Annotated in this window: 16 protein-coding genes; 7 read left to right on the top strand and 9 right to left on the bottom strand. The window is 73.0% G+C overall.

What is annotated here, in order from left to right; all coding sequences use genetic code 11:
* The first annotated feature begins 80 nt into the window (after nucleotides 1-80).
* Complete coding sequence (locus ACIPSC_RS11750; RefSeq protein ID WP_400824897.1) at nucleotides 81-1601, top strand: AI-2E family transporter; 1521 nt, start codon at nucleotides 81-83, stop codon at nucleotides 1599-1601.
* Nucleotides 1602-1708: 107 nt separating this feature from the next.
* Here the strand turns inward: ACIPSC_RS11750 and ACIPSC_RS11745 are convergent, their stop codons facing one another.
* Both ACIPSC_RS11745 and ACIPSC_RS11740 read right to left on the bottom strand, forming a co-directional pair.
* Nucleotides 1709-2251 (bottom strand): alkyl hydroperoxide reductase, encoded by a 543-nt coding sequence (locus ACIPSC_RS11745; RefSeq protein ID WP_313765343.1) that lies wholly within the window; start codon nucleotides 2249-2251, stop codon nucleotides 1709-1711.
* A 5-nt stretch (nucleotides 2252-2256) separates the two neighbouring features.
* Nucleotides 2257-2808 (bottom strand): peroxiredoxin, encoded by a 552-nt coding sequence (locus ACIPSC_RS11740; protein WP_313765344.1) that lies wholly within the window; start codon nucleotides 2806-2808, stop codon nucleotides 2257-2259.
* A gap of 191 nt (nucleotides 2809-2999) precedes the next feature.
* On the opposite strand from ACIPSC_RS11740, the gene ACIPSC_RS11735 reads away from it, so the two are divergent.
* The gene (locus ACIPSC_RS11735; RefSeq protein ID WP_400824895.1) at nucleotides 3000-3977 is read left to right on the top strand and encodes a LysR substrate-binding domain-containing protein; all 978 of its coding nucleotides are present in this window, start codon (nucleotides 3000-3002) and stop codon (nucleotides 3975-3977) included.
* Between the two features lie 90 nt (nucleotides 3978-4067).
* Here ACIPSC_RS11735 and ACIPSC_RS11730 read toward each other — a convergent pair whose 3' ends face one another.
* The gene (locus ACIPSC_RS11730; RefSeq protein ID WP_400824894.1) at nucleotides 4068-4694 is read right to left on the bottom strand and encodes a TetR/AcrR family transcriptional regulator; all 627 of its coding nucleotides are present in this window, start codon (nucleotides 4692-4694) and stop codon (nucleotides 4068-4070) included.
* Nucleotides 4695-4849: 155 nt separating this feature from the next.
* On the opposite strand from ACIPSC_RS11730, the gene ACIPSC_RS11725 reads away from it, so the two are divergent.
* Nucleotides 4850-7042, top strand: a complete 2193-nt coding sequence (locus ACIPSC_RS11725) for an MMPL family transporter (RefSeq protein WP_400824893.1) — start codon at nucleotides 4850-4852, stop codon at nucleotides 7040-7042.
* A 111-nt stretch (nucleotides 7043-7153) separates the two neighbouring features.
* On the opposite strand, the gene ACIPSC_RS11720 is transcribed toward ACIPSC_RS11725, so the two are convergent.
* From ACIPSC_RS11720 to ACIPSC_RS11710, 3 genes are all read right to left on the bottom strand, one after another.
* Nucleotides 7154-9091 carry a SpoIIE family protein phosphatase gene (locus tag ACIPSC_RS11720; protein WP_400824891.1) on the bottom strand — a complete coding sequence of 646 codons (1938 nt, stop codon included), beginning with the start codon at nucleotides 9089-9091 and terminating at the stop codon, nucleotides 7154-7156.
* Between the two features lie 56 nt (nucleotides 9092-9147).
* Nucleotides 9148-9915: a class I SAM-dependent methyltransferase gene (locus ACIPSC_RS11715; protein WP_400824889.1), complete on the bottom strand. Its 768-nt coding sequence runs from the start codon at nucleotides 9913-9915 to the stop codon at nucleotides 9148-9150.
* A gap of 567 nt (nucleotides 9916-10482) precedes the next feature.
* On the bottom strand, nucleotides 10483-13437 hold the full coding sequence (locus tag ACIPSC_RS11710; RefSeq protein WP_400824888.1) for an AfsR/SARP family transcriptional regulator: 2955 nt from the start codon (nucleotides 13435-13437) through the stop codon (nucleotides 10483-10485).
* Between the two features lie 215 nt (nucleotides 13438-13652).
* On the opposite strand from ACIPSC_RS11710, the gene ACIPSC_RS11705 reads away from it, so the two are divergent.
* Entirely contained in the window at nucleotides 13653-13916 is a 264-nt protein-coding gene (locus tag ACIPSC_RS11705) for a hypothetical protein (protein ID WP_400824887.1), read from the top strand.
* Between the two features lie 84 nt (nucleotides 13917-14000).
* Here the strand turns inward: ACIPSC_RS11705 and ACIPSC_RS11700 are convergent, their stop codons facing one another.
* On the bottom strand, nucleotides 14001-14402 hold the full coding sequence (locus ACIPSC_RS11700) for a hypothetical protein (protein ID WP_400824886.1): 402 nt from the start codon (nucleotides 14400-14402) through the stop codon (nucleotides 14001-14003).
* 144 nt (nucleotides 14403-14546) lie between these two features.
* Between ACIPSC_RS11700 and ACIPSC_RS11695 the strand changes: the two genes are divergently transcribed.
* Nucleotides 14547-15305, top strand: a complete 759-nt coding sequence (locus ACIPSC_RS11695; RefSeq protein WP_400824885.1) for a GntR family transcriptional regulator — start codon at nucleotides 14547-14549, stop codon at nucleotides 15303-15305.
* 92 nt (nucleotides 15306-15397) lie between these two features.
* Here the strand turns inward: ACIPSC_RS11695 and ACIPSC_RS11690 are convergent, their stop codons facing one another.
* Nucleotides 15398-17065, bottom strand: coding sequence for a fumarate hydratase (locus ACIPSC_RS11690; protein ID WP_400824883.1), 1668 nt, complete (start codon nucleotides 17063-17065; stop codon nucleotides 15398-15400).
* 156 nt (nucleotides 17066-17221) lie between these two features.
* Between ACIPSC_RS11690 and ACIPSC_RS11685 the strand changes: the two genes are divergently transcribed.
* Both ACIPSC_RS11685 and ACIPSC_RS11680 read left to right on the top strand, forming a co-directional pair.
* Nucleotides 17222-17965, top strand: a complete 744-nt coding sequence (locus ACIPSC_RS11685; protein WP_400824881.1) for a DUF1707 domain-containing protein — start codon at nucleotides 17222-17224, stop codon at nucleotides 17963-17965.
* Nucleotides 17966-18380: 415 nt separating this feature from the next.
* Nucleotides 18381-18725 carry a WhiB family transcriptional regulator gene (locus tag ACIPSC_RS11680; RefSeq protein WP_400825000.1) on the top strand — a complete coding sequence of 115 codons (345 nt, stop codon included), beginning with the start codon at nucleotides 18381-18383 and terminating at the stop codon, nucleotides 18723-18725.
* Nucleotides 18726-18816: 91 nt separating this feature from the next.
* Here the strand turns inward: ACIPSC_RS11680 and glpX are convergent, their stop codons facing one another.
* Entirely contained in the window at nucleotides 18817-19857 is a 1041-nt protein-coding gene (gene glpX / locus ACIPSC_RS11675) for a class II fructose-bisphosphatase (RefSeq protein WP_313765355.1), read from the bottom strand.
* Between the last annotated feature and the right edge of the window lie 163 nt (nucleotides 19858-20020).

Here is a 20020-nt window from a genome sequence, read left to right as displayed (position 1 = left end):
TTTCATCCCTGACGGCCGTGGCGCGACCCACGGCGTACCCGCCGGCGCGGCGGGCCCAGCGGGGAGCGGTGGTAGCGAGGATGGCGTGGGGCGGGAAGGCCTTCAAGACCGTGGCCAAGGGGGCGGCCGTGGTGGCGAGCGCGGCCGCGGTGATCGAGCGGCGCCGGCGCGCCGCGATCGCGGCCGAGGCCTACGAGCCCCCGCTCGCGGTGGAGCCGCCGCCGGCGGTGCCGGCGCCGCTCCCGGCGGAACCGGTCTCCGCGCCGCTGCCGGGGCCCCGTGAGGAGACGGCCCGCGCCGTCGCGCCGCCGGCCCCGGCCTTCGCGAGTCCGACCGGCCATGCCGCGTTCGGCCGGGAGTACCACCCGGGCCGGCCCGCCACCCCGGCCGAGGCCGTCCCCTGGGGCCTGCGGGTGGCCGCCGAGTCCACCTGGCGGCTGCTGCTGCTCGGCGCCGCGCTCTACGTCGTCTTCTACATCGTCGACATGCTGCGGCTGGTGGCCTTCGCGGTGCTCGCCTCGCTGCTGATCTCGGCGCTGCTGGAGCCCACCGTCTCCTGGCTGCGCCGGCACGGCGTGCCGCGCTCGCTGGCCGCGGGCGGGGTGTTCATGAGCGGCCTGGCCGGCATCGGGCTGGTCGGCTGGTTCGTGGTCTGGCAGGTGACCACCAACCTGAACACGGTCACCACCAAGGTCCAGGACGGTGTCGCCACCCTGCGGGACTGGCTGATCACCGGGCCGCTGCACCTGACCCAGCAGCAGATCACCGACTTCGCCAACCAGATCACCAAGGCGATCAGCACCAACACCGAGCAGCTCACCTCGGCCGGCCTGACCGGCGCGCAGATCGCCGTCGAGGTGCTGACCGCCGTCCTGCTCGCCTTCTTCACCACTTTCTTCCTGCTCTACGACGGCGAGCGGATCTGGAACTGGGCGCTGCGCGGGCTGCCCCGGCACTCCCGGTACGCGATGGCCGGCGCCGGCCCGAAGGCCTGGGCCACCCTCACCGCCTACGTCCGCGGCACCGTCTGCGTGGCGTTCATCGACGCGGTCTGCATCGGCGTCGGGATCCAGCTGCTCGGGGTGCCGATGGCACTGCCGCTGGCGGTGATCATCTTCCTCGGGGCCTTCGTCCCGCTGGTCGGTGCGCTCGTCACCGGGACCGTCGCGGTGCTGATCGCACTGGTCACCACGACGCCGTTCACCGCGCTGATGGTGCTGGTGGTGCTGATCGCCGTGCAGCAGATCGAGGGCCACGTGCTCCAGCCGCTGATCCTCGGCCGGGCGGTGCGCGTCCACCCGCTCGGCGTGGTCCTCGGGGTGGCGGCCGGCTCGATCATCGGCGGCATCGGCGGCGCCGTCGTCTCCGTCCCGCTGATCGCGGTCACCAACACCGTGGTCACCCACCTCCGCCGCCGCAACGAGGCCGGCCAGGCGGTCTTCACCGCCCTGGTGGCGGCCCGCGAGGCCGCCGCCACCCGCAGCCACGCCCACGCCGCCCCGGCCGACCGGCCGGCTCCGGCCGCCGCTGCCTCCGCCGCTCCGGCCGCGGCTGCGTCCGTGCCCGACCTGCCCGCCGCGGTCCGGCCCGCGGCCGACTGAGCACGCCCACCGGACGCGCCGACGCCCGGACGCGCCGACGCGCGAAGGCCCCGCCGGGCGTGGTGTCCGGCGGGGCCTTCGCGCGTCTGTCGTGCGCCCGGTCTGCGTCAGGCGTCGACGGTGGCCAGGGCGGCCTCGGCGTCGAGGACGCCGGCCACGGCCTGGAGGATCGCGGCGATCTTCACCGAGGCCTGGATGACCTCACGCTCGACGCCGGCCTTGCGGAGCACGCCCTCGTGCGAGTCGAGGCACTGGCCGCAGCCGTTGATGGCGGAGACCGCGAAGCACCAGAGCTCGAAGTCGGCCTTCTCGACGCCCGGGGTGCCGATGATGTTCATCCGCAGACCGGCCCGCATGCTGCTGTACTCCTTGTCGGAGAGCAGGTGCGTGGTCCGGTAGTAGACGTTGTTCATCCCCATGATCGCGGCCGCGCCCTTGGCGGCGTTGTACGCCTCCGGGGAGAGGTTGGCCTTGGCCTCGGGCTCCAGCTGGCGCAGCACCTCGGCGCTGCGGGTGGCCATCGCGCAGGAGAGCACGGTGCCCCAGAGCTGCTGGGCGGGGAGGTCGGAGTTGCCGATGACCGCGCTCAGGTTGAGCTTGAGGTCCTTGGCGTAGTCCGGCAGGGCGGACTTCAGGTCGTCGAGAGCCATGGTGGTCAGCCCGCCAGCAGGGCCTGGGCGTCGAGGGTGTCCTCGCCCTTGTTCCAGTTGCACGGGCACAGCTCGTCGGTCTGCAGGGCGTCCAGCACGCGCAGGACCTCCTTGGGGTTACGGCCGACGGAGCCGGCGGTCACCATGACGAACTGGATCTCGTTGTTCGGGTCGACGATGAACACCGCGCGCTGGGCGGTGCCGTCGGCGGCCTCGACGCCACAGGCGCGCATCAGGTCGTGCTTGACGTCGGCCAGCATCGGGAACGGCAGGTCGCGCAGGTCCTTGTGGTCCTTGCGCCAGGCGTGGTGCACGAACTCCGAGTCGCCGGAGACGCCGAGGATCTGGGCGTCGCGGTCGGCGAACTCCTCGTTCAGCTTGCCGAACGCGGCGATCTCGGTCGGGCAGACGAAGGTGAAGTCCATCGGCCAGAAGAAGACGATCTTCCACTTGCCCTCGTAGGACTTGTGGTTGATCTCGGCGAAGGCGTTCGCGGCGTCCAGGTCGACGCAGGCGTTGAGTTCGAACTCGGGGAACTTGTCACCGATCGTGAGCACGTTCGCTTCTCCTGAAGTGAGATGAGGGGAGTTTGTCCGGATTGCGGAACGCTCTCCACGATTCCACATCGTGGACTGATCAGGGAAATAGCTACACTCGATGTGTCTGATCGGAGAGAGCTATCAATACCCCGACTTCCCAGCCCAGCCCCAAGGGGCGCAAGGCGGGCGCCCGCAAACCCGACGGCGCTGTGGCGAGTGCCACATCCCGCGGCACCCGGACACCCACCGTCGCCCAGCTGCGGGCCTTCGCCGCGGTGGCCGAGCACCGGCACTTCCGGGAGGCCGCGGCCGCGACCGGAACCAGCCAGCCGGCCCTGTCGGGCGCGGTCGCCGCGCTTGAGGAGGCGCTCGGTGCGCAGCTGATCGAGCGTACGACGCGCAAGGTGATCGTGACCCCCCTGGGGGAGCGGGTGGCCGAGCACGCCCACCGGGTGCTCGGCGCGCTGCAGGCGCTCACCGAGGAGGTCGAGGCGGCCCGCCGCCCGTTCACCGGCCCGCTGCACCTCGGGGTCATCCCGACCGTGGCGCCGTACCTGCTGCCGACCGTGCTGCGGCTGGTCCGCGACCGCTACCCGGAGCTGGAGCTGCACGTCCACGAGGAGCGGACGCCGTCGCTGCTGGAGGGGTTGGCGGCCGGCCGGCTGGACGTGCTGCTGCTCGCGCTGCCGGCCGGCGGCAGTGCGCCGACCCGGGACATCCCGCTGTACGACGAGGACTTCGTCCTGGTGACCCCGCCCGGGCACCCGCTGGCCGGCCGGATCGACGCCCCGCGCGACGTGCTGCTCGACCTGGACGTGCTGCTGCTGGAGGAGGGCCACTGCCTGCGTGACCAGACCCTCGACATCTGCCGGGAGGTCGGCGCCGACCCTGCCCCGGCCTCCGGCCGGGGGTACCCCCATGGCTCCACCACCCGGGCGGCCGGCCTCTCCACCCTGGTCCAGCTGGTGGCCGGCGGGCTCGGCGTCACGCTGCTGCCCGCCACCGCGCTGGACGTCGAGGCGGGCCGCACCGACCGGCTGGCGGCCGTCCGGTTCGCCGCTCCCGCGCCGGGGCGCCGGATCGGGCTCGCCACCCGCCCGGGCTCGGCCCGCAGCGCCGAGTACGACCGGTTCGCCGCGAGCCTGCGCGAGGTGCTGGCCGAGCTGCCGGTGCGGATCGTCTGCTGACGTTCCGTGGGCCGTCGGGCCCTTGCGTCACGCGCCGCTGAGCCGCGTACCGGCCGGGGGCCTCGCGGCGCCCGGGCCCGGCTCCGGGGCTCAGGGCAGCCGGGCGGGTGCGCCCAGACAGAGCGCGACGGTGGTGGCGACCAGCAGGTCAAGGGCCCGGCGCGACTCCTGGTCGGGCTCCTCGCCGGCCGCCCGGAGCACCAGGTAGCGGTCGGTCAGGCCCTGGAAGCCGGCCAGGAAGTGGACGGCGACGTCGGCCGCGGGCGCCGCCAGCGGCTGCTCGTGCGCGGCGGCGAGCGCGGTCAGCAGCTCGGCCGCGGTCTCCTCGATCTCGTACTGGAGCGCGCGCATGATCTCCTGCAGGTCCGCGTCGCGCATCGCCAGTGCGGAGAACTCGGACATCAGCGCGCACTTGCCGCCCTCCCCGACCGCGCTGTCCCAGAGCGCGTAGACCATCGCGCGGACCTGGCCGCCGAAGGCGCCGGCGCCCGGCGCGGCCGCGCGGACGTGGCCGATGAACTCGGCGGTCAGCTGCTCGACCACGGCGCGGTAGAGGTCCTTCTTGGTGCCGAAGGTGTAGTGCACCGTCGCCTGGGCCACCCCGAGCTCGGCCGCGATCGCCCGGGTGCTGCCGGCGGCGACACCCTCGCGGCTCATCAGATCGATGGCGGCCTGGATCAGCTGGGGGCGTCGTTCGGAGGCGGGGACATGGGCCATTGGATCAGCGTATCGCCATGGTCGGACAACCGTGTCGATTGAACTTGTCATGAGCTCATGTCGCCAGACTTTGTCATGTGACCAAGTCGAGCGTACGGTGGATCACGACCCGCTCGGGCACCCGCCTGCCCGACCGACCTGATCGAAGGTTCTCCATGGCCACGTACCTGTACCGACTCGGCCGGTTCTGCTTCCGCCGAAGGCGCGCCGTGCTCGCCGTCTGGCTCGCCGTCCTGATCGCCGTGGGCGGTGCCGCGGGGGCGTTCGCGGGCAAGACCAGCGACGAGTTCAAGGTCCCCGGCACCGAGGCACAGGCCACCCTGGACCGGATCAAGGACACCTTCCCCGCCCAGGGCCACGGCTCCGCGCAGGTCGTCTTCGCCGCTCCGCAGCCCGGCGGCATCACCGCGCCGGAGACCGCCAAGGCCGTCACCGAAGCGGTCGGCCGGATCGCCGCCGTCCCCGGGGTGGCGGGCGCCCCCGACCCGTACGCCACGAAGGCGGTCTCCCCGGACGGCCGGATCGCCATCGCGCTGGTCTCCTTCGACCGGAAGCTCGGCGACATCACCGACGGGCAGCGCGACGCCGTGCGGGCGGCCGCCGACCCGGCCGGCGCGGCCGGGCTGACGGTGGCCTACGGCGGCGATGCCTACAACCGGATGGCCCAGGTCGACGGCGGCGAGGCGGTCGGCCTGATGGTGGCCGGCGTGGTCCTGGTGATCACCCTGGGCTCGCTGGTCGCCGCCGGACTCCCGCTGCTGACCGCCCTGGTCGGCATCGGGGTGGCGCTCGCCGGGCTGCTCGCCCTCTCCGGCTCGTTCGAGATCATCAGCACCGCGCCGGTGCTGGCCCTGATGATCGGCCTGGCGGTCGGCATGGACTACGCGCTGTTCATCCTCTCCCGCCACCGCCGCCACCTCGCCGAGGGCCTGGAGCCGGAGGAGGCTGCGGCCCGCGCCAACGCGACGGCCGGCAGTGCGGTCGTCTTCGCCGGCCTGACCGTGGTGGTCGCCCTGGCCGGGCTCTCCGTCGCCGGGGTGCCGTTCCTGACCGTGATGGGCCTGGCGGCCTCCGGCGCCGTCGTGGTGGCGGTGCTCGTCGCGATCACCCTGCTGCCCGCGCTGCTCGGCTTCGCCGGCCGCGCCATCGACCGCCTGCCGGTCTGGCGGCGCGCGCTGCGGACCTCGGACCGGACCACCCTGGGCGAGCGCTGGGCGACCTTCGTGGTCCGCCGGCCGGCCGCCGTGCTGCTGGCCGGCCTGGCCGCGCTGGGCGCGCTCGCGGTGCCGGCCGCCAGTCTCACCCTCGGCCTGCCCGGCGGCGGCTCGCAGGCCGCCGGGACCGACGCCCGCAAGGCGTACGACCTGGTCAGCGAGGGCTTCGGCCCCGGCTTCAACGCGCCGCTCGTGGTGGTCGTCGACGCCGGCGGCGCGCAGCAGCCGGATCAGGCGGTGCAGGGCGTGGCACAGCAGCTCTCCACGCTCAAGGGCGTGCAGACGCTGCTGCCGCCGGCCGTGGACGCAGCCGGCCGCACCGCCCTGCTCACCGTCATCCCGCACACCGGCCCGGACCACGCCGACACCAGGACGCTGGTCAACGAGATCCGCGACCAGCGCGACGGCATCAAGGCCGCGACCGGCGCCCGGATCGACGTCACCGGCACCACGGCCGCCAACATCGACGTCTCGGCCAAGCTGGGCGACGCGCTGCCGCCGTTCGTCGCGGTGATCGTGGGCATCGCGCTGGTGCTGCTGGCGCTGGCCTTCCGCTCCGTCCTGGTGCCGCTGAAGGCGGTGGCCGGTTTCCTGCTCAGCATCACCGCCTCACTCGGCGCCGTGGTCGCGGTCTACCAGTGGGGCTGGCTGGACGGCCTGATCGACGTGCCCAAGGTGGGGCCGGTGGTGAGCTTCGTGCCGATCCTGCTGATCGGGGTGCTGTTCGGCCTGGCGATGGACTACGAGCTGTTCCTGGTCTCCGGCATGAAGGAGCACCACGTCCACGGGATGGCGCCGCGGGACGCGGTGGTCGCCGGGGTGAAGAACGGCGCGCGGGTGGTCACCGCGGCTGCGCTGATCATGGTCTCGGTCTTCGGCAGCTTCGTCTTCGGCCACGACCCGATCGTCCAGCCGATCGGCTTCGCGCTGGCGGTGGGCGTGCTGGTGGACGCCTTCGTGGTGCGGATGGCGCTGGTGCCGGCGGCGATGGCGCTGTTCGGAAAGGCCGCATGGTGGTTCCCGAAGGCCCTGGAGAAGGTCGTCCCGCGGGTCGACATGGAGGGCGAGCAGCTGATGGCGCAGCTGGAGGGCGCGGAGGCCGCCGAGCCGGCGAAGGTCCCGGAGCGGGTCTGACACCGACGGGCGCCGTCCGGCGCGAGCGGACTCAGCTGGCCCCGGCGGTGCACGACCGCCGGGGCCCGGCCGTCCGTGCCCGTCGGGCCCCGTCCGTCGGGTCCCCGGCCGTCAGGGGAGGCGCTGCTCGAACCAGACCACCTTGCCGGTGCCCAGCCGGGTGGCGCCCCAGCGCTCGGCGCACCGGGCCACGATCTGCAGCCCGCGCCCGCGTTCGTCGTCCGGCCCGGTGCGGCGCGGCCGGGGCAGCAGCGGGCTGTCGTCCCCGACCTCGCAGCGCAGCCGGGTGGTGCGCACCAGGCTCAGGGTGACCGGCCGGGTGGCGTGCTGGACGGCGTTGGTGACGAGCTCGCTGACCATCAGCTCGGTGGCCGCAGTGAGCTCCTCCAGCCCCCAGCGGCGCAGCGTGTGCGCGGCCAGCCGGCGCGCCCTGCCCGGTGTCTCGTTGCGCGGCTGGAGGTACCAGTGCGCGACGTCCCCGGCCGGGATGCCGTCGAAGCAGGCGGCCAGCAGCGCGATGTCGTCGCCCCGGTCGCCGGGCGGCAGGATCCGCAGCGCCTCGTGGCAGAGGTGCTCGGGGGCATGGAGCTGTGCGCCGGCGAGCCGGGCACGCAGCAGCTCCAGCCCGTCGCTGATCGGGCGGTTGCGGGTCTCCACCAGACCGTCGGTGAAGAGCAGCAGCGCGGAGCCGGGCGGGGCCGGGAGCTCGACGGAGTTGAAGTCGACCCCGCCGACGCCGATCGGCGCGCCCGCGTCCAGCTCCAGCAGCTCGGCGCTGCCGTCGGGCTGGACCAGGACGGGCGGCACGTGGCCGGCGTTGGCGAGCACCACCCGGTTGGCGATCGGGTCGTAGACCGCGTAGACGCAGGTGGCGAGGTGCTGCTCGCGGCCAAGGCGTTGGGCCTGTTCGTCCAGGTGGTAGAGGACTTCGTGCGGCGGCAGATCGAGGGCGGCCAGGGTCTGCGCACTGGTGCGGAGCTGGCCCATGATGGCGGCCGAGGTCAGCGAGTGGCCCATCACGTCCCCGACGATCAGCGCGACCCGGTTGCCGGGCAGCGGCACCGCGTCGTACCAGTCGCCGCCGACCTGGGCGCCGCGCTCGCCGGGCAGGTAGCGCTGGGAGAGCCGGACGCCGTGCGGCTGCGGGAGGCGCAACGGCAGCATGCTGCGCTGGAGTTCGTTCGCTATCTCCCACTCGCGGGCGTAGCGCAGGGCGGTGTCGACGGCGAGCCCGGCCTGGGTGGCGAGGTGGGCGGCGGTCGCGGTGTCGGTGGCGTCGAACGCGGGCCGGCCGGTCTTCCCGGGCGGCCGGCGGATCAGCACCAGCAGGCCGAGGACGGCCTTGCGCCCGCGCAGCGGCAGTGCGAGCACCGAGCTGCCGGCGCCGAGCCGGGCCACCCCGCGGGCGCCGTACAGCTCGCGCAGCAGCTCGGTGGAGCGCTCGGTGGCGCGTGAGTCCCCCTCGGCGCAGCCGTCCGCGCCGAGGACGGCCGGCTCGGCGGGCCGGCGGCTGAGCAGGGTGTGGGCCAGCGCGCCGCCCCGGGTGACCGGGGTGGCCGGCCCGGTGTCGGCGCTGGAGCGGGCGCCGTAGCGGGGGCCGTAGCGGCCGTCGTGGCGGGAGCCGCGCTGCTCGCCCCCGGCGGTGGAGCGGCCGCGGCGGCCGAGCCGGGTGCCCAGGCTGTGGTGGATCCGCAGCTCGTCCGGGAAGCCGGGCTCGCGCTCGACGTTGGGCAGCGGGTCGCGCAGGTGGACGACGGCGGCGTCGGCGAGGGTGGGCACCAGGACCCGGCAGATGTTGCGCAGCGTCGCGGCGAGGTCGAGGGCGGTGTTGATCCGGCGGGTGGCGGAGTCGAGGTAGGCGAGGCGTTCGGCGACCCGGTCGTGGGCGGCCCCGGCCGGGCCCGGCTGCGCGGGCAGCGGCTGTGCGGGCAGTGGCTGTGCGGGCAGTGGCGCGGCGGGACCGGCCGGGTGGGGTGGCGGGTGCGGAGGGCGGCGTTGGTCCGGCAGGGCAGGCGGCTGTCCGGCCTCGGGGTTGAGCTGGTCGCGCACGGCTGCCTGTCCTGGGGAGTGGTGTGGAATGTGTGGTCTTCCGGGTTGGTCCGGGCTCAGCCGACGCGTCGACAGCACAGGAACAGTTGCTCCTCCGGCGGCAGCGAGGTGCTGGCCGGAGCGTACGAGTGCCCCGACTGCTCCTCGACGGCGAACCCGGACTCCACCAGAACCCGTTCCAGATCCTCCCTCAGATAGCCGCTGATGCGAAGCTCCCGTCCGAGGAACGGGAGCGGAACGTGATCCAGGTCGGCCTCGACCGTGCCGAGCGCCAGCAGCCCGCCGGGCCGCAGGAGTTCGCGCAGCCGGGCCAGCACGGTGGGGATCTCGTCCTGGGGGAGCAGCATCAGGGAGAAGAAGGCGGTGACGGCGGCGAAGGTGCCCTTCCCGCGCGGTCCGAGGGCGGGGACGCCCCACGCCCGGTCGGCGCGTTCGGTGGCCAGGTCGTACATGTCGATGCGGTGGAGGACGGGCGCGTGCGGGCCGGGACGGCGCTCCGCCCGGGCCCGGGTGAGCATGCCGTCCGAGAGGTCGATGCCGGTGACCCGCATCCCGGCGGCGGTCAGCTGCCCGACGGTCGGGTCGCCGGTGCCGCAGCCGACGTCGAGGACGGCGTCGCCCGGTTCGAGCCGCTCCAGCAGCCGGCGCCCGCAGGCGAGCTGGCCGTCCTTGACCGGGAAGGCCTCGGCGTAGCCGGCGCCGATGGTGTCGAAGGCGACGGCCTGAAGGGCCCGTTCGGCCCGCCGTCGCAGCACGTGGGGACCGTCGTCGCCGTCCGCGTCTTCGTCGAGGGGGAACGGGTCCGATATCTGTCCGGTCGTCACGATTGAGAGGCACCTTTCCACCCGGGCCTCCGGTCGGCCGGACGAGGCCGGGCCGCCGTCCGCCCGGCGCCCGTGCTGCCCCGCTGCCGGTGGCGGTACGTCACGCTCCCCGCGTCACACTGACTGCACGCTGACACAGTGCACGGAATCTCCGTGCAGGGACACTCTGCACCGTGGGAGCGCCGCCGCGCTGCCCTTTCCGGATGCTCCGCCCGGAAAGTGCACCTGTGTGTACTGGCATCTGAGAATATGCGTGATCACTCCGCCATGGGGTCCGTTTCCGGCCAACTCGTGACGGTTGGGTGCGTCGGCCCGGGTTGCGGAAGCACATCGGTGCGGGGCGGGGTGGTGCGGCACCGGCCCGCACGCCGCCCGCCTGCCGGAAAGGCGCCGCTGACCTGCGCTTTCGCCGCGGTTCGAGCTGACAATCCGTCGTTTATCGAACGTCAATCGGCCCGGTGCACAGTGGAGTCCAGCGCCGGGGAAGCGTTGAGGGTGCTCCCGCAGCCGGGGGGCTGCGGGAGCACCGAACGCCTGGGGGAGGCTGCCGACCGGGGGGACGGCGGCCTACGGCGCAGGGGGAGAGAGGGGCTCGGTGTGCTGCTGGGAGATGAGGTCCGCAACGGGGGAGGCCTCCGGCACACCGAGCCGCGTGAAGATGGCGTGGGCCTCCTGTAGACACGCCAGACCGCGCGCCGGCTGGGCGAGGCCGAGCAGGGCCTCGCCGAGCGCGGCGTTGGCCAGCCCCTGGCAGTAGGCGGAGTCCAGCTCCTGCCCGATGGCCAGCGACTCCTCGGCGGACTCGGCCGCCTCGGCGTGCTGCCCGGCGGAGAGCAGCGAGGAGGAGAGCCGGGCCAGGGTGTAGCCCTGCCAGAGCGGGTTCTGCTGGGACTGGTACAGCTCGTGGGCCTCGCGCAGGTGCGCCACGGCGGCGCCCGAGGAGAGCACCACACCGAGCTGGTAGAGCGTGTCCGCGAGGCACGGCCCGTTCTTCGAGGTGCGCGCCGCGGCCACCGCGTCGGTGGCGGACTGGACGGCCGTCTCCGTCATGCCGAGCCGTTGCTGGACGCGGGCGATGTTGCTGATCAACCGGGCCTCGCCGATCGGTGCTCCGACCACCCGGCTGATGGCGAGGGCCTGTTCGAAGAAGGCCAGGGCCTCGGCGGGCCGGTTGCCGATGCTGAGGATGATCCCGAGCATGTTGGTGGCGGCCGAACGGAGCACGGTGTCGGCCGTCGCCTGGAATTCGAGACTCCGGCGCAGGGAGTGCTCCGCACCCTGGAAGTCGCTGGTGAGTCCCTGAAGGGCGCCGATGGCGAAGTGGACGCGGGCGAGCGCTTCGCAGTCGTCGCCGGCACTCTGGCCCGCGATCTCCAGGGCCCGACGGACCCGGGGCCCGTGCGTGGGGTCCGCGCCCAGGCTGTTCAGCAGGATCAGCAGGTCGACCGCCGGGTACCGCAGTTCTCGCGGCCCGTCCGTCGCGGCCTCCACGGCCCCGAGGATCAGGGCGTTCTCGGCACGGAGCCAGTCCCGTGCGGCCTCGCTCGTCGCCAGCGCCAGGCCGGTCGACGCCGGTGGGTTCAGCGGGTCGGGGAACTGGTCGTCCGGCTCGATCGCGCGGGCTGCGTTGTAGACGGTGGCCAGCAGGAGGTCGAGCAGACGCAGCGTGGCCAACCGCTGCTCCTCGGCGTCGCCGGTGCGCTCGTTCTGGCGTTGCGCGTAGAGCCGGAGCAGGTCGTGGTACCGGTAGCGGCCCGGCGTGAAGCACTCCAGCATGTTGGCCTCGACCAGGGCCTCGGCGAGGTCCTCGGCGGTGAGCTCGTCCACCCCGAGCAGCGCCGCGGCGGCCGCCAGCGGGATGTCGGGGGAGTCGATCAGGGAGAGCAGCCGAAAGGCGCGCGCCTCGGCCGGGGACAGCTGTCCGTAGCCGAGGCCGATCGTGGTCTCCACCGCCAGGTTGCCGAGCTGGAGCTCGTCCAGCCGGCGCCGCTGGTCGGCTAACCGACGAGCCAGGTCCGAGACGCTCCACCGGGGCCGGCTGGCCAGCCGGGCCGCCGCGATGCGGACGGCGAGCGGGAGGAAGCCGCAGGCCGCCACGACCGCCATCGAGGCCTCGGGCTCCGCGGCGACGCGCTGTTCGCCGACGATGGCCGAGAAGAGGGCCAGTGCCTCCTGGGGAGTCAGTTCCTCGACGTCCACCAGGTGCGCGCCCGGAATGCCGGCGAGCCGGCCCCGGCTGGTGGCGAGCACGGCGCAGCCGGACACACCCGGAATGAGCGGTCGGATCTGCTCGGCGTCCTGGGCGTTGTCGAGCAGGATCAGCATCCGCCGGCTGGCGAGCAGCGAGCGGTAGAGGGCCGCACGCTGTTCGAGGGAGTCGGGGTTCTCGGTGACACCGAGGACGTGCAGGAAGTCGCCGAGGACGACCGCCGGGTCGGCCGGCGACGCCCCGGCGCCGCGGAGGTCGACGTAAAGCTGCCCGTCGGGGAACTCGGCCCGCACCCGGTGGGCCACGTGGACGGCGAGTGTGGTCTTCCCGACGCCGCCGATGCCGGCGAGTGAGGTCACCACGACCGCCTGCCCGGTGGCGTTCATCAGGGCGGAGGAGAGCTCGGAGACCAGCTCCTCCCGTCCGCTGAAGTCGGAGACGTCGGCAGGGAGCTGGGCCGGCGGCGGCGGTGCGACCGGGCTGTCCTCGCGGACGGGGGCGGCTGCCGCCGCGGCGGCGGGCGTCAGCGCCGGGTCGGCGGCCAGGATGCGCGAGTGCATCGTGGACAGGCCGGTACCGGGTTCGACGCCCAGCTCGTCGATGAGCAGCTTCCGGGTGTCGGTGTAGACGCCCAGGGCCTCGGCCTGGCGTCCGCAGCGGTACAGCGCGAGCATCAGCAGCTCCCGCAGCCGCTCGCGCAGCGGGTGTTCGGCGGTGAGCGAGTTGAGCTCGCCGACCACCTCGGCGTGCAGGCCGATGTCCAGGGCGGCGGTGCACCGCTCCTCGGCGACGGCGATCTGGCGCTCGGCCAGGCGGAGCCGCTGCGCCTCGGCGTACGGCCCGGGGACGCCGGTCAGCGGGCGTCCGCTGAAGAGGCCGAGCGCCTGCAGCAGCAGCTCGTGCGCGTCCTGCACCTCGCCGGCCGCCCTGGCCGTGGCGGCCTCGGCGGCGAGCTTCTCGAAGACCGTCACGTCGAGCGCGTCGCGGGGGATGTGGAGGGCGTAGCCGTCGGCCACCGAGACCAGGAGTTCGGCCGGTGCGCGGACCTCGCGCTTGGGCTCGATGACGGAGCGCAGACGGGAGACGTAGGTGCGCAGGGCGGCGATGGCCTGGGCCGGCGGCCGGTCGCCCCAGAGGCCGTCGACGAGGTCCTGGGTGGTCACGGGGCGTCCCGCGTGCAGCAGGAGGGTGGTCAGGACGGCCTGCTGCTGGGGTGAGCCGAGCGCGAGGGGCTTGCCGTCGAGCCATGCCTGGACAGGACCGAGTACCTGGAAGCGCAGCGCCGGTGCGGGCGGCGTTTCCCGAAACTCCATGAAGTCCCCCGATGGCCTGTGGTGTCGATTCCGCGAAGGGCGCTCGGCGGTCCGCCGTGTGATGGCTTCAGCTTAGGCGGAGGGCCGACTCTGCCGGACAACACGGCAAGCCGCACGATGTTTATCGGACATTTAATCAACCCTACGATACTGGCGACGCGCCCGCGCCATGCCGGTGGGGCCGAAGACATTTGATGACTGAAAGGCGGCCGCCCATGGCCAACAACCAGAGCGAGACCCCCGAGCCGACCAAGACGGCCGACGAGGCCGCTGTGGAGGCGGGCAAGGCGGTCGAGGGCGCAGTGGCCGCGTCCTCGAACCCGACCGAATACACCGAGCCGACCGCCGATCAGAAGGCGGACCTCGAAGACGACCTGTTCGGCGACGAGTCCGAGCGTGTCGTGGAGCCCACTGCTCCGGCAACCGGTGAGCCGGGCGAGGTCTTCGAGCCGCAGGGCATCATCGCGGCCCACCCGTAACATGCGCCACGCCAGTGCCCTGCGCCCCGCATGATGCGGAGCGTAGGGCACTCGCCATTGCGGCTATCGATAACGGAGGGGGCGTCAGGCCGTTCCGGAATTCCGGATTCGCCGTGAACCCTGCAAGATCCCCCATAGCGTCTCCTGGGCGGATCTCTGCTTGATTGCCGCAAATGCCGACTTTTCGGGCGAGTGATCCGATTCCCTGCGAAAGCCGCACTCCGCTGCCGGGGTCGGGGCCCGATCCGGTTCCGCGGCAATGCCGGGGGCTCGGGTCGGGGTCCGGTCCGGACCGGGGGCCCGGTCCGGCACCGGCCCGACCTGGCCCGGGAGGGCCGTCCACTCGCGGCCGCCGGCCTCGGGACGCAGGTAGTGCTCCCCGCCGATGGTGTCCATGTAGATGCCGGTGCGTCCGGTCCTGCTGTCGAGGACGAGTTCACCCACTCGCGGTCGGTAGGCCGCGGCGTCGCGCTTACGGGTGCTCACCGCAGTGCTCCTTGCTCTGGTACTGACCAGCATCTCTAGAGAAGCTAATATCTCTAGAGATGTCAACGGCCCTGACCGGTCCTATCGGCTTACCGACGGCCGCGGGCGCGCCTACGATTTCCGGGCGAGGACGAGGAGAAGGCGATGGTCGGCAGCAGTGGCGAGAAACAGCCCAAGTACCAGCGGATCGCCGACACGCTGAAGGCGGCCATCGATGCCGGCGAGTACCGCGCCGGCGACCGGCTGCCCGGCGAGAACGACCTCATGGACGAGTACGGCGTCGCCCGGATGACCGCCCGCCAGGCGCTCGGGGTGCTGCAGAGCGAGGGCATCGCCGAGGCGCGCCGGGGCGCCGGGGTCTTCGTCCGCGACTTCCGGCCGCTGCGGCGGCGCGGGATCCAGCGGCTCGCCGAGGGGCAGTGGGGCTCGGGCCGGTCGATATGGTCGGCGGACATCGACCGGCGCACGCTGGTCGTCGACCAGGTTTCGGTCACCGAGCAGGGGGCGCCGGACCACGTGGCGCGGGTGCTCGGGGCCGACCCGGGCGCGCCGATGTGCGTCCGGCACCGGCGGTTCGTCCTGGACGGCAAGCCGGTGCTGCTCTCCACCTCGTACCTGCCGGCCGGCCTGGTCGCGGGGACGGCGATCACCCGCGAGGACACCGGCCCCGGCGGCACCTACGCGCGGCTGGCGGAGATCGGTGCGAAGCCGGTCCACTTCCGCGAGGAGGTCCGCTCGCGGATGCCCAGCGCGGAGGAGAGCGCCCGCCTGGAGCTCTCGGCCGGCACGCCGGTCATCCTGATCTGCCGCACGGCCTTCGCGGACGAGGGGCAGGTGGTCGAGCTCAACGAGATGACCCTCGACGCGGCCTCCTACGTCCTGGAGTACGACTTCGACGCCTGAGCCCGCCACGCCGGAACGCGGGACCGCCCCGGCCGCGAGGTCGCGGCCGGGGCGGTCCGGGGCGGTCAGGGGTGCCGTCGGGGCGGGAGCGGCTACTCCTTGGAGCGGACGCGCAGGTTGGTGATCAGCGGGCCCTCGGTGGTCTCGCGGAAGAAGTCGTTGCCCTTGTCGTCGACGACGATGAAGGCCGGGAAGTCCTCGACCTCGATCCGCCAGACGGCCTCCATGCCGAGCTCGGCGTACTCCAGGACCTCGACCTTCTTGATGCAGTCCTGGGCGAGCCGCGCCGCCGGGCCGCCGATGGAGCCGAGGTAGAAACCGCCGTGCTGGGCGCAGGCGTCGGTGACCTGCTTGCTGCGGTTGCCCTTGGCGAGCATGACCATCGAGCCGCCGGCGGCCTGGAACTGGTCGACGTAGGAGTCCATCCGGCCGGCCGTGGTCGGGCCGAAGGAGCCGGAGGCGTAGCCCTCGGGGGTCTTGGCCGGGCCCGCGTAGTAGACCGGGTGGTCCTGGAGGTACTTGGGCATGCCTTCGCCGGCGTCCAGGCGCTCCTTGATCTTGGCGTGCGCGATGTCGCGGGCCACGACCAGCGTGCCGGTCAGCGAGAGGCGGGTCTTCACCGGGTACTTGGAGAGCTCGGCGCGGATGGCGGACATCGGCTGGTCGAGGTCGATGCGCACCACGTCGTCGTCGAGGTGGTCGTCCGTGGTGTCCGGCAGGTACTTGGCCGGGTCGGTCTCCAGCTGCTCCAGGAAGACGCCCTCGGCGGTGATCTTGCCCAGTGCCTGGCGGTCCGCCGAGCAGGAGACGGCCATCGCGACCGGCAGCGAGGCGCCGTGGCGCGGCAGGCGGACCACGCGCACGTCGTGGCAGAAGTACTTGCCGCCGAACTGCGCGCCGATGCCGATCTTCTGGGTCAGCTCGGTGACCTTGGCCTCCAGTTCGAGGTCCCGGAAGCCGTGCCCGGTTTTCGCGTTGCCCTCGGTCGGCAGGTGGTCCAGGTAGTGCGCGGAGGCGTACTTGGCGGTCTTGAGCGCGAACTCCGCGCTGGTGCCGCCGATCACGATCGCCAGGTGGTACGGCGGGCAGGCGGCGGTGCCGAGCGAGCGGATCTTCTGCTCCAGGAACGAGAGCATGCTCGCCTCGTTCAGGATCGCCTTGGTCTCCTGGTACAGGTACGACTTGTTGGCCGAGCCGCCGCCCTTGGCCATGAAGAGGAACTTGTACGCGTCGCCGTCGGTCGCGTACAGCTCGATCTGCGCCGGCAGGTTGTTGCCGGTGTTCTTCTCGTCCCACATGGTCACCGGGGCCATCTGGGAGTAGCGCAGGTTGAGCTTGGTGTACGCGTCGTAGACGCCGCGCGCGACGGCGGCCTCGTCGCCGCCCTCGGTCAGCACGTTCTGGCCGCGCTTGCCCATGACGATCGCGGTGCCGGTGTCCTGGCACATCGGCAGGATGCCGCCGGCCGAGATGTTGACGTTCTTCAGCAGGTCCAGCGCGACGAAGCGGTCGTTGGGGCTGGCCTCCGGGTCGTCCAGGATGCGGCGCAGCTGGGCGAGGTGGGCGGGGCGCAGGTAGTGCGAGATGTCGTGCATCGCCTCGGCGGTGAGCAGCCGCAGGGCCTCGGGCTCGACCTGGAGGAAGGTGCGGCCGCCGGCCTCGAAGGTGGAGACACCCTCGGAGGTCAGCTTGCGGTACGGGGTCGGGTCGGCGCCCAGGGGGAGCAGGTCGCTGTACTCGAAGTCTGGCGTGGGAGCCATGGGGGAGGTCCTTAGTGTTCCGTGTTCCGGCTGCGTCGGCGAAGCACCCTCAAGGGTAGGACCCGCCGGAGCGCCGTACGCGGACAGGTCCGCCTGCGTGACCGGGCTCACTCGGACATGCGTACGGGGCTTGCCCCGGTGGCTAGTCTTGACTCCGTGGACAACTCGCCGTCGAGGGACGACCAGGGCCAGCCGCCCGTACCGATGACCAAGCCGGAGACGAAGCCGCCGGCCCGCGCCGACCACGCCCCGGTGGCGGAGGCGGAGATGAGGGCCTCCGACGCGGACCGCGAACGCGTGGCCGAGCTCCTGCGGGACGCCTACGCCGAGGGCCGGCTGGACGTCGAGGAGCACGCCGAGCGGATCGAAGCCGCCTACTCCGCCAAGACCTTGGGCGACCTGGTGCCGCTGACCAGGGACCTTCCGGTGCACCGCTCGATCTCCTTCGAGAAGCCCCCGCTGGGCGCCCCGGAGCAGGGCCCGCGCCCGGACGGGCCGGTGCGGCTGCCGGCCCGGCAGGAGGCACCGACCATGGTCGCGATCTTCGGCGGGGCGTCCCGCAAGGGGCGTTGGCGGGTCGGCTCGCACCTGCGGGCGGTCGCGGCGTTCGGCGGGGTCGAGATCGACCTGACCGACGCCGTCTTCGAGTCGCCCGAGGTGGTCATCGAGGTGATGGCCGTCTTCGGCGGGGTCGAGATCAAGGTGCCGGAGAACGTCAGCCTGCACGGCAGCGGCGTCGGGATCTTCGGCGGCTTCGACGTCAAGGAGCAGACGGCGGCGGACCCTTACGCACCGGTGGTCCGGGTCAAGGGCGCGGCGGTGTTCGGCGGTTGCGAGGCCAAGCCGCGCAAGGGCAAGAAGCTCAAGGAATGGGTGCGCAAGCAACTCGGCACCGAATAGGCCGCCTTGGCCTCCTCGATCTGACCGGTGCGGGGCAGAACCGGCAGGTCGGCGGCCCCGCCGCCGGCCGCGACCGGGTACCCGAGTGCCCGGGTGGGAACAACTCCCGCCCGGGCACTCGCCGTTGCGGCGAGTGCAGGCTGTAGTCGATTGCATGCAGTGTGCATGAATCGCGGCGCGGTGGGGTAGTTCCTCTCGCACATCGCTTCTTGTACGGCTGCGCACCGGAGGCGGCCTGAGGCCGGCCCGGGGGGTGAAGAGCGGGGGCTCGCAGCCGGGCAGGGGCGCGAGCTTCCCCGTGTCCGAGAGCCTCGTCAGGAGTACGGCCGTGCTGCATCCGATCGAGTCCCGCCCCACCGCGCCAGTCGCGTCGCCCACCACCCCGCCCGTCGTGTCGCAGGTAGCGACCGCCCGGGTGCTGGAGCACCGGCCCGCGCCGCAGTCGCAGCCGCAGGGCGACGACGACCCCTGGCACACCGGCGCGGCCTGCCGGCGGGACGAGGCGGGGCTGTTCTTCGCGCCCTCCAAGGAGCCGACGGCGGCCCGGCTCTCGCGCGAGGAGCAGGCGAAGCAGGTCTGCGCCCGCTGCCCGGTCCTGCTGGAGTGCCGCGAGCACGCGCTGGCCCAGCCGGAGCCGTACGGCGTCTGGGGCGGGCTGACGGCCGCCGAGCGCCGGGTGGTGCTGGCCCGGCGGCGGCGCCGGGACACCGAGCTGCGCGAGGCGGCCCGGGTGCCGGCCGGCCGGCGGATAGCGGGCTGAGCGCGGGCCCGGACGGCGGGAACGCCCGCGGCCTCGGCGGAGGGGGATTCCGCCGAGGCCGCGGGCGTCGTCGACGCGGGTGCGTCCGGGATCAGTTGGCGCGGTCGAAGTCGATCGCGCTGTAGGCCCGCAGCTTGGACAGCTTGTGGGTGGAGTGGATCTCCCGGATGGTGCCGCTCTTGGAGCGCATGACCAGCGAGCTGGTGGTGGCGGTCTCCTGGCGGTAGTGGACGCCGCGCAGCAGCTCGCCGTCGGTGATGCCGGTGGCGACGAAGAACACGTTCTCGCCGCTGACCAGGTCGTTGGTGGTGAGGACGCGGTCCAGGTCGTGGCCGGCGTCGAGGGCCTTCTGGCGCTCGGCGTCGTCCTTCGGCCAGAGCCGGCCCTGGATCACGCCGCCCATGCACTTCATGGCGCAGGCCGCGATGATGCCCTCGGGGGTGCCGCCGACGCCCATCAGCAGGTCGACGCCGGTGCCCTCGCGGGCGGCCATGATGGCGCCGGCCACGTCGCCGTCGGAGATGAACTTGATCCGGGCGCCGGCCTCGCGGATCTCCTGGACCAGGCCCTGGTGGCGCGGCCGGTCGAGGATGACCACGGTGACGTCCTCGACGGCGGAGCCCTTGGCCTTGGCGACCCGGCGGATGTTGACGGCCGGCGGCGCGGTGATGTCGACGAACTCGGCGGCCTCGGGGCCGGCGACGAGCTTGTCCATGTAGAACACCGCGCTGGGGTCGAACATGGTGCCGCGGTCGGCGACGGCCAGCACCGCGACGGCGTTGTTCATGCCCTTGGCGGTGAGCGTGGTCCCGTCGACCGGGTCCACCGCGACGTCGCACTCGGCGCCGGTGCCGTCGCCGACCCGCTCGCCGTTGTAGAGCATCGGCGCCTCGTCCTTCTCGCCCTCGCCGATGACGACGACGCCGTTCATCGAGACGGTGGAGACGAGCGTGCGCATGGCCTTGACGGCGGCGCCGTCGGCGCCGTTCTTGTCGCCGCGGCCGACCCAGCGCCCGGCGGCCATCGCGGCGGCCTCGGTGACCCGGACGAGTTCGAGCGCGAGGTTCCGGTCGGGAGCCTCCGGCGCGACCTCCAGGGCCCGGGGGAGGGTGTGCGGGTACTGCGTGGTCATCGTCGTTACCTCTCTGTACGCGACGGCCAGTGAGCGCCCGACTACTGCCAGGTCGAACGCCGTGGTGAGGGTTCTGCGATCGTATCTGCCCACGACATGACTGTCTGTGGCGCGGGTCGCCGCCCGGGCCCGGAAGCGGTCGGTTTGCCCCTGTTCACCCGTA

The organism is Kitasatospora sp. NPDC090091 (assembly GCF_044747365.1).
GTDB lineage: Bacteria > Actinomycetota > Actinomycetes > Streptomycetales > Streptomycetaceae > Kitasatospora.
This window is presented reverse-complemented; position numbering and strand designations above follow the sequence as displayed.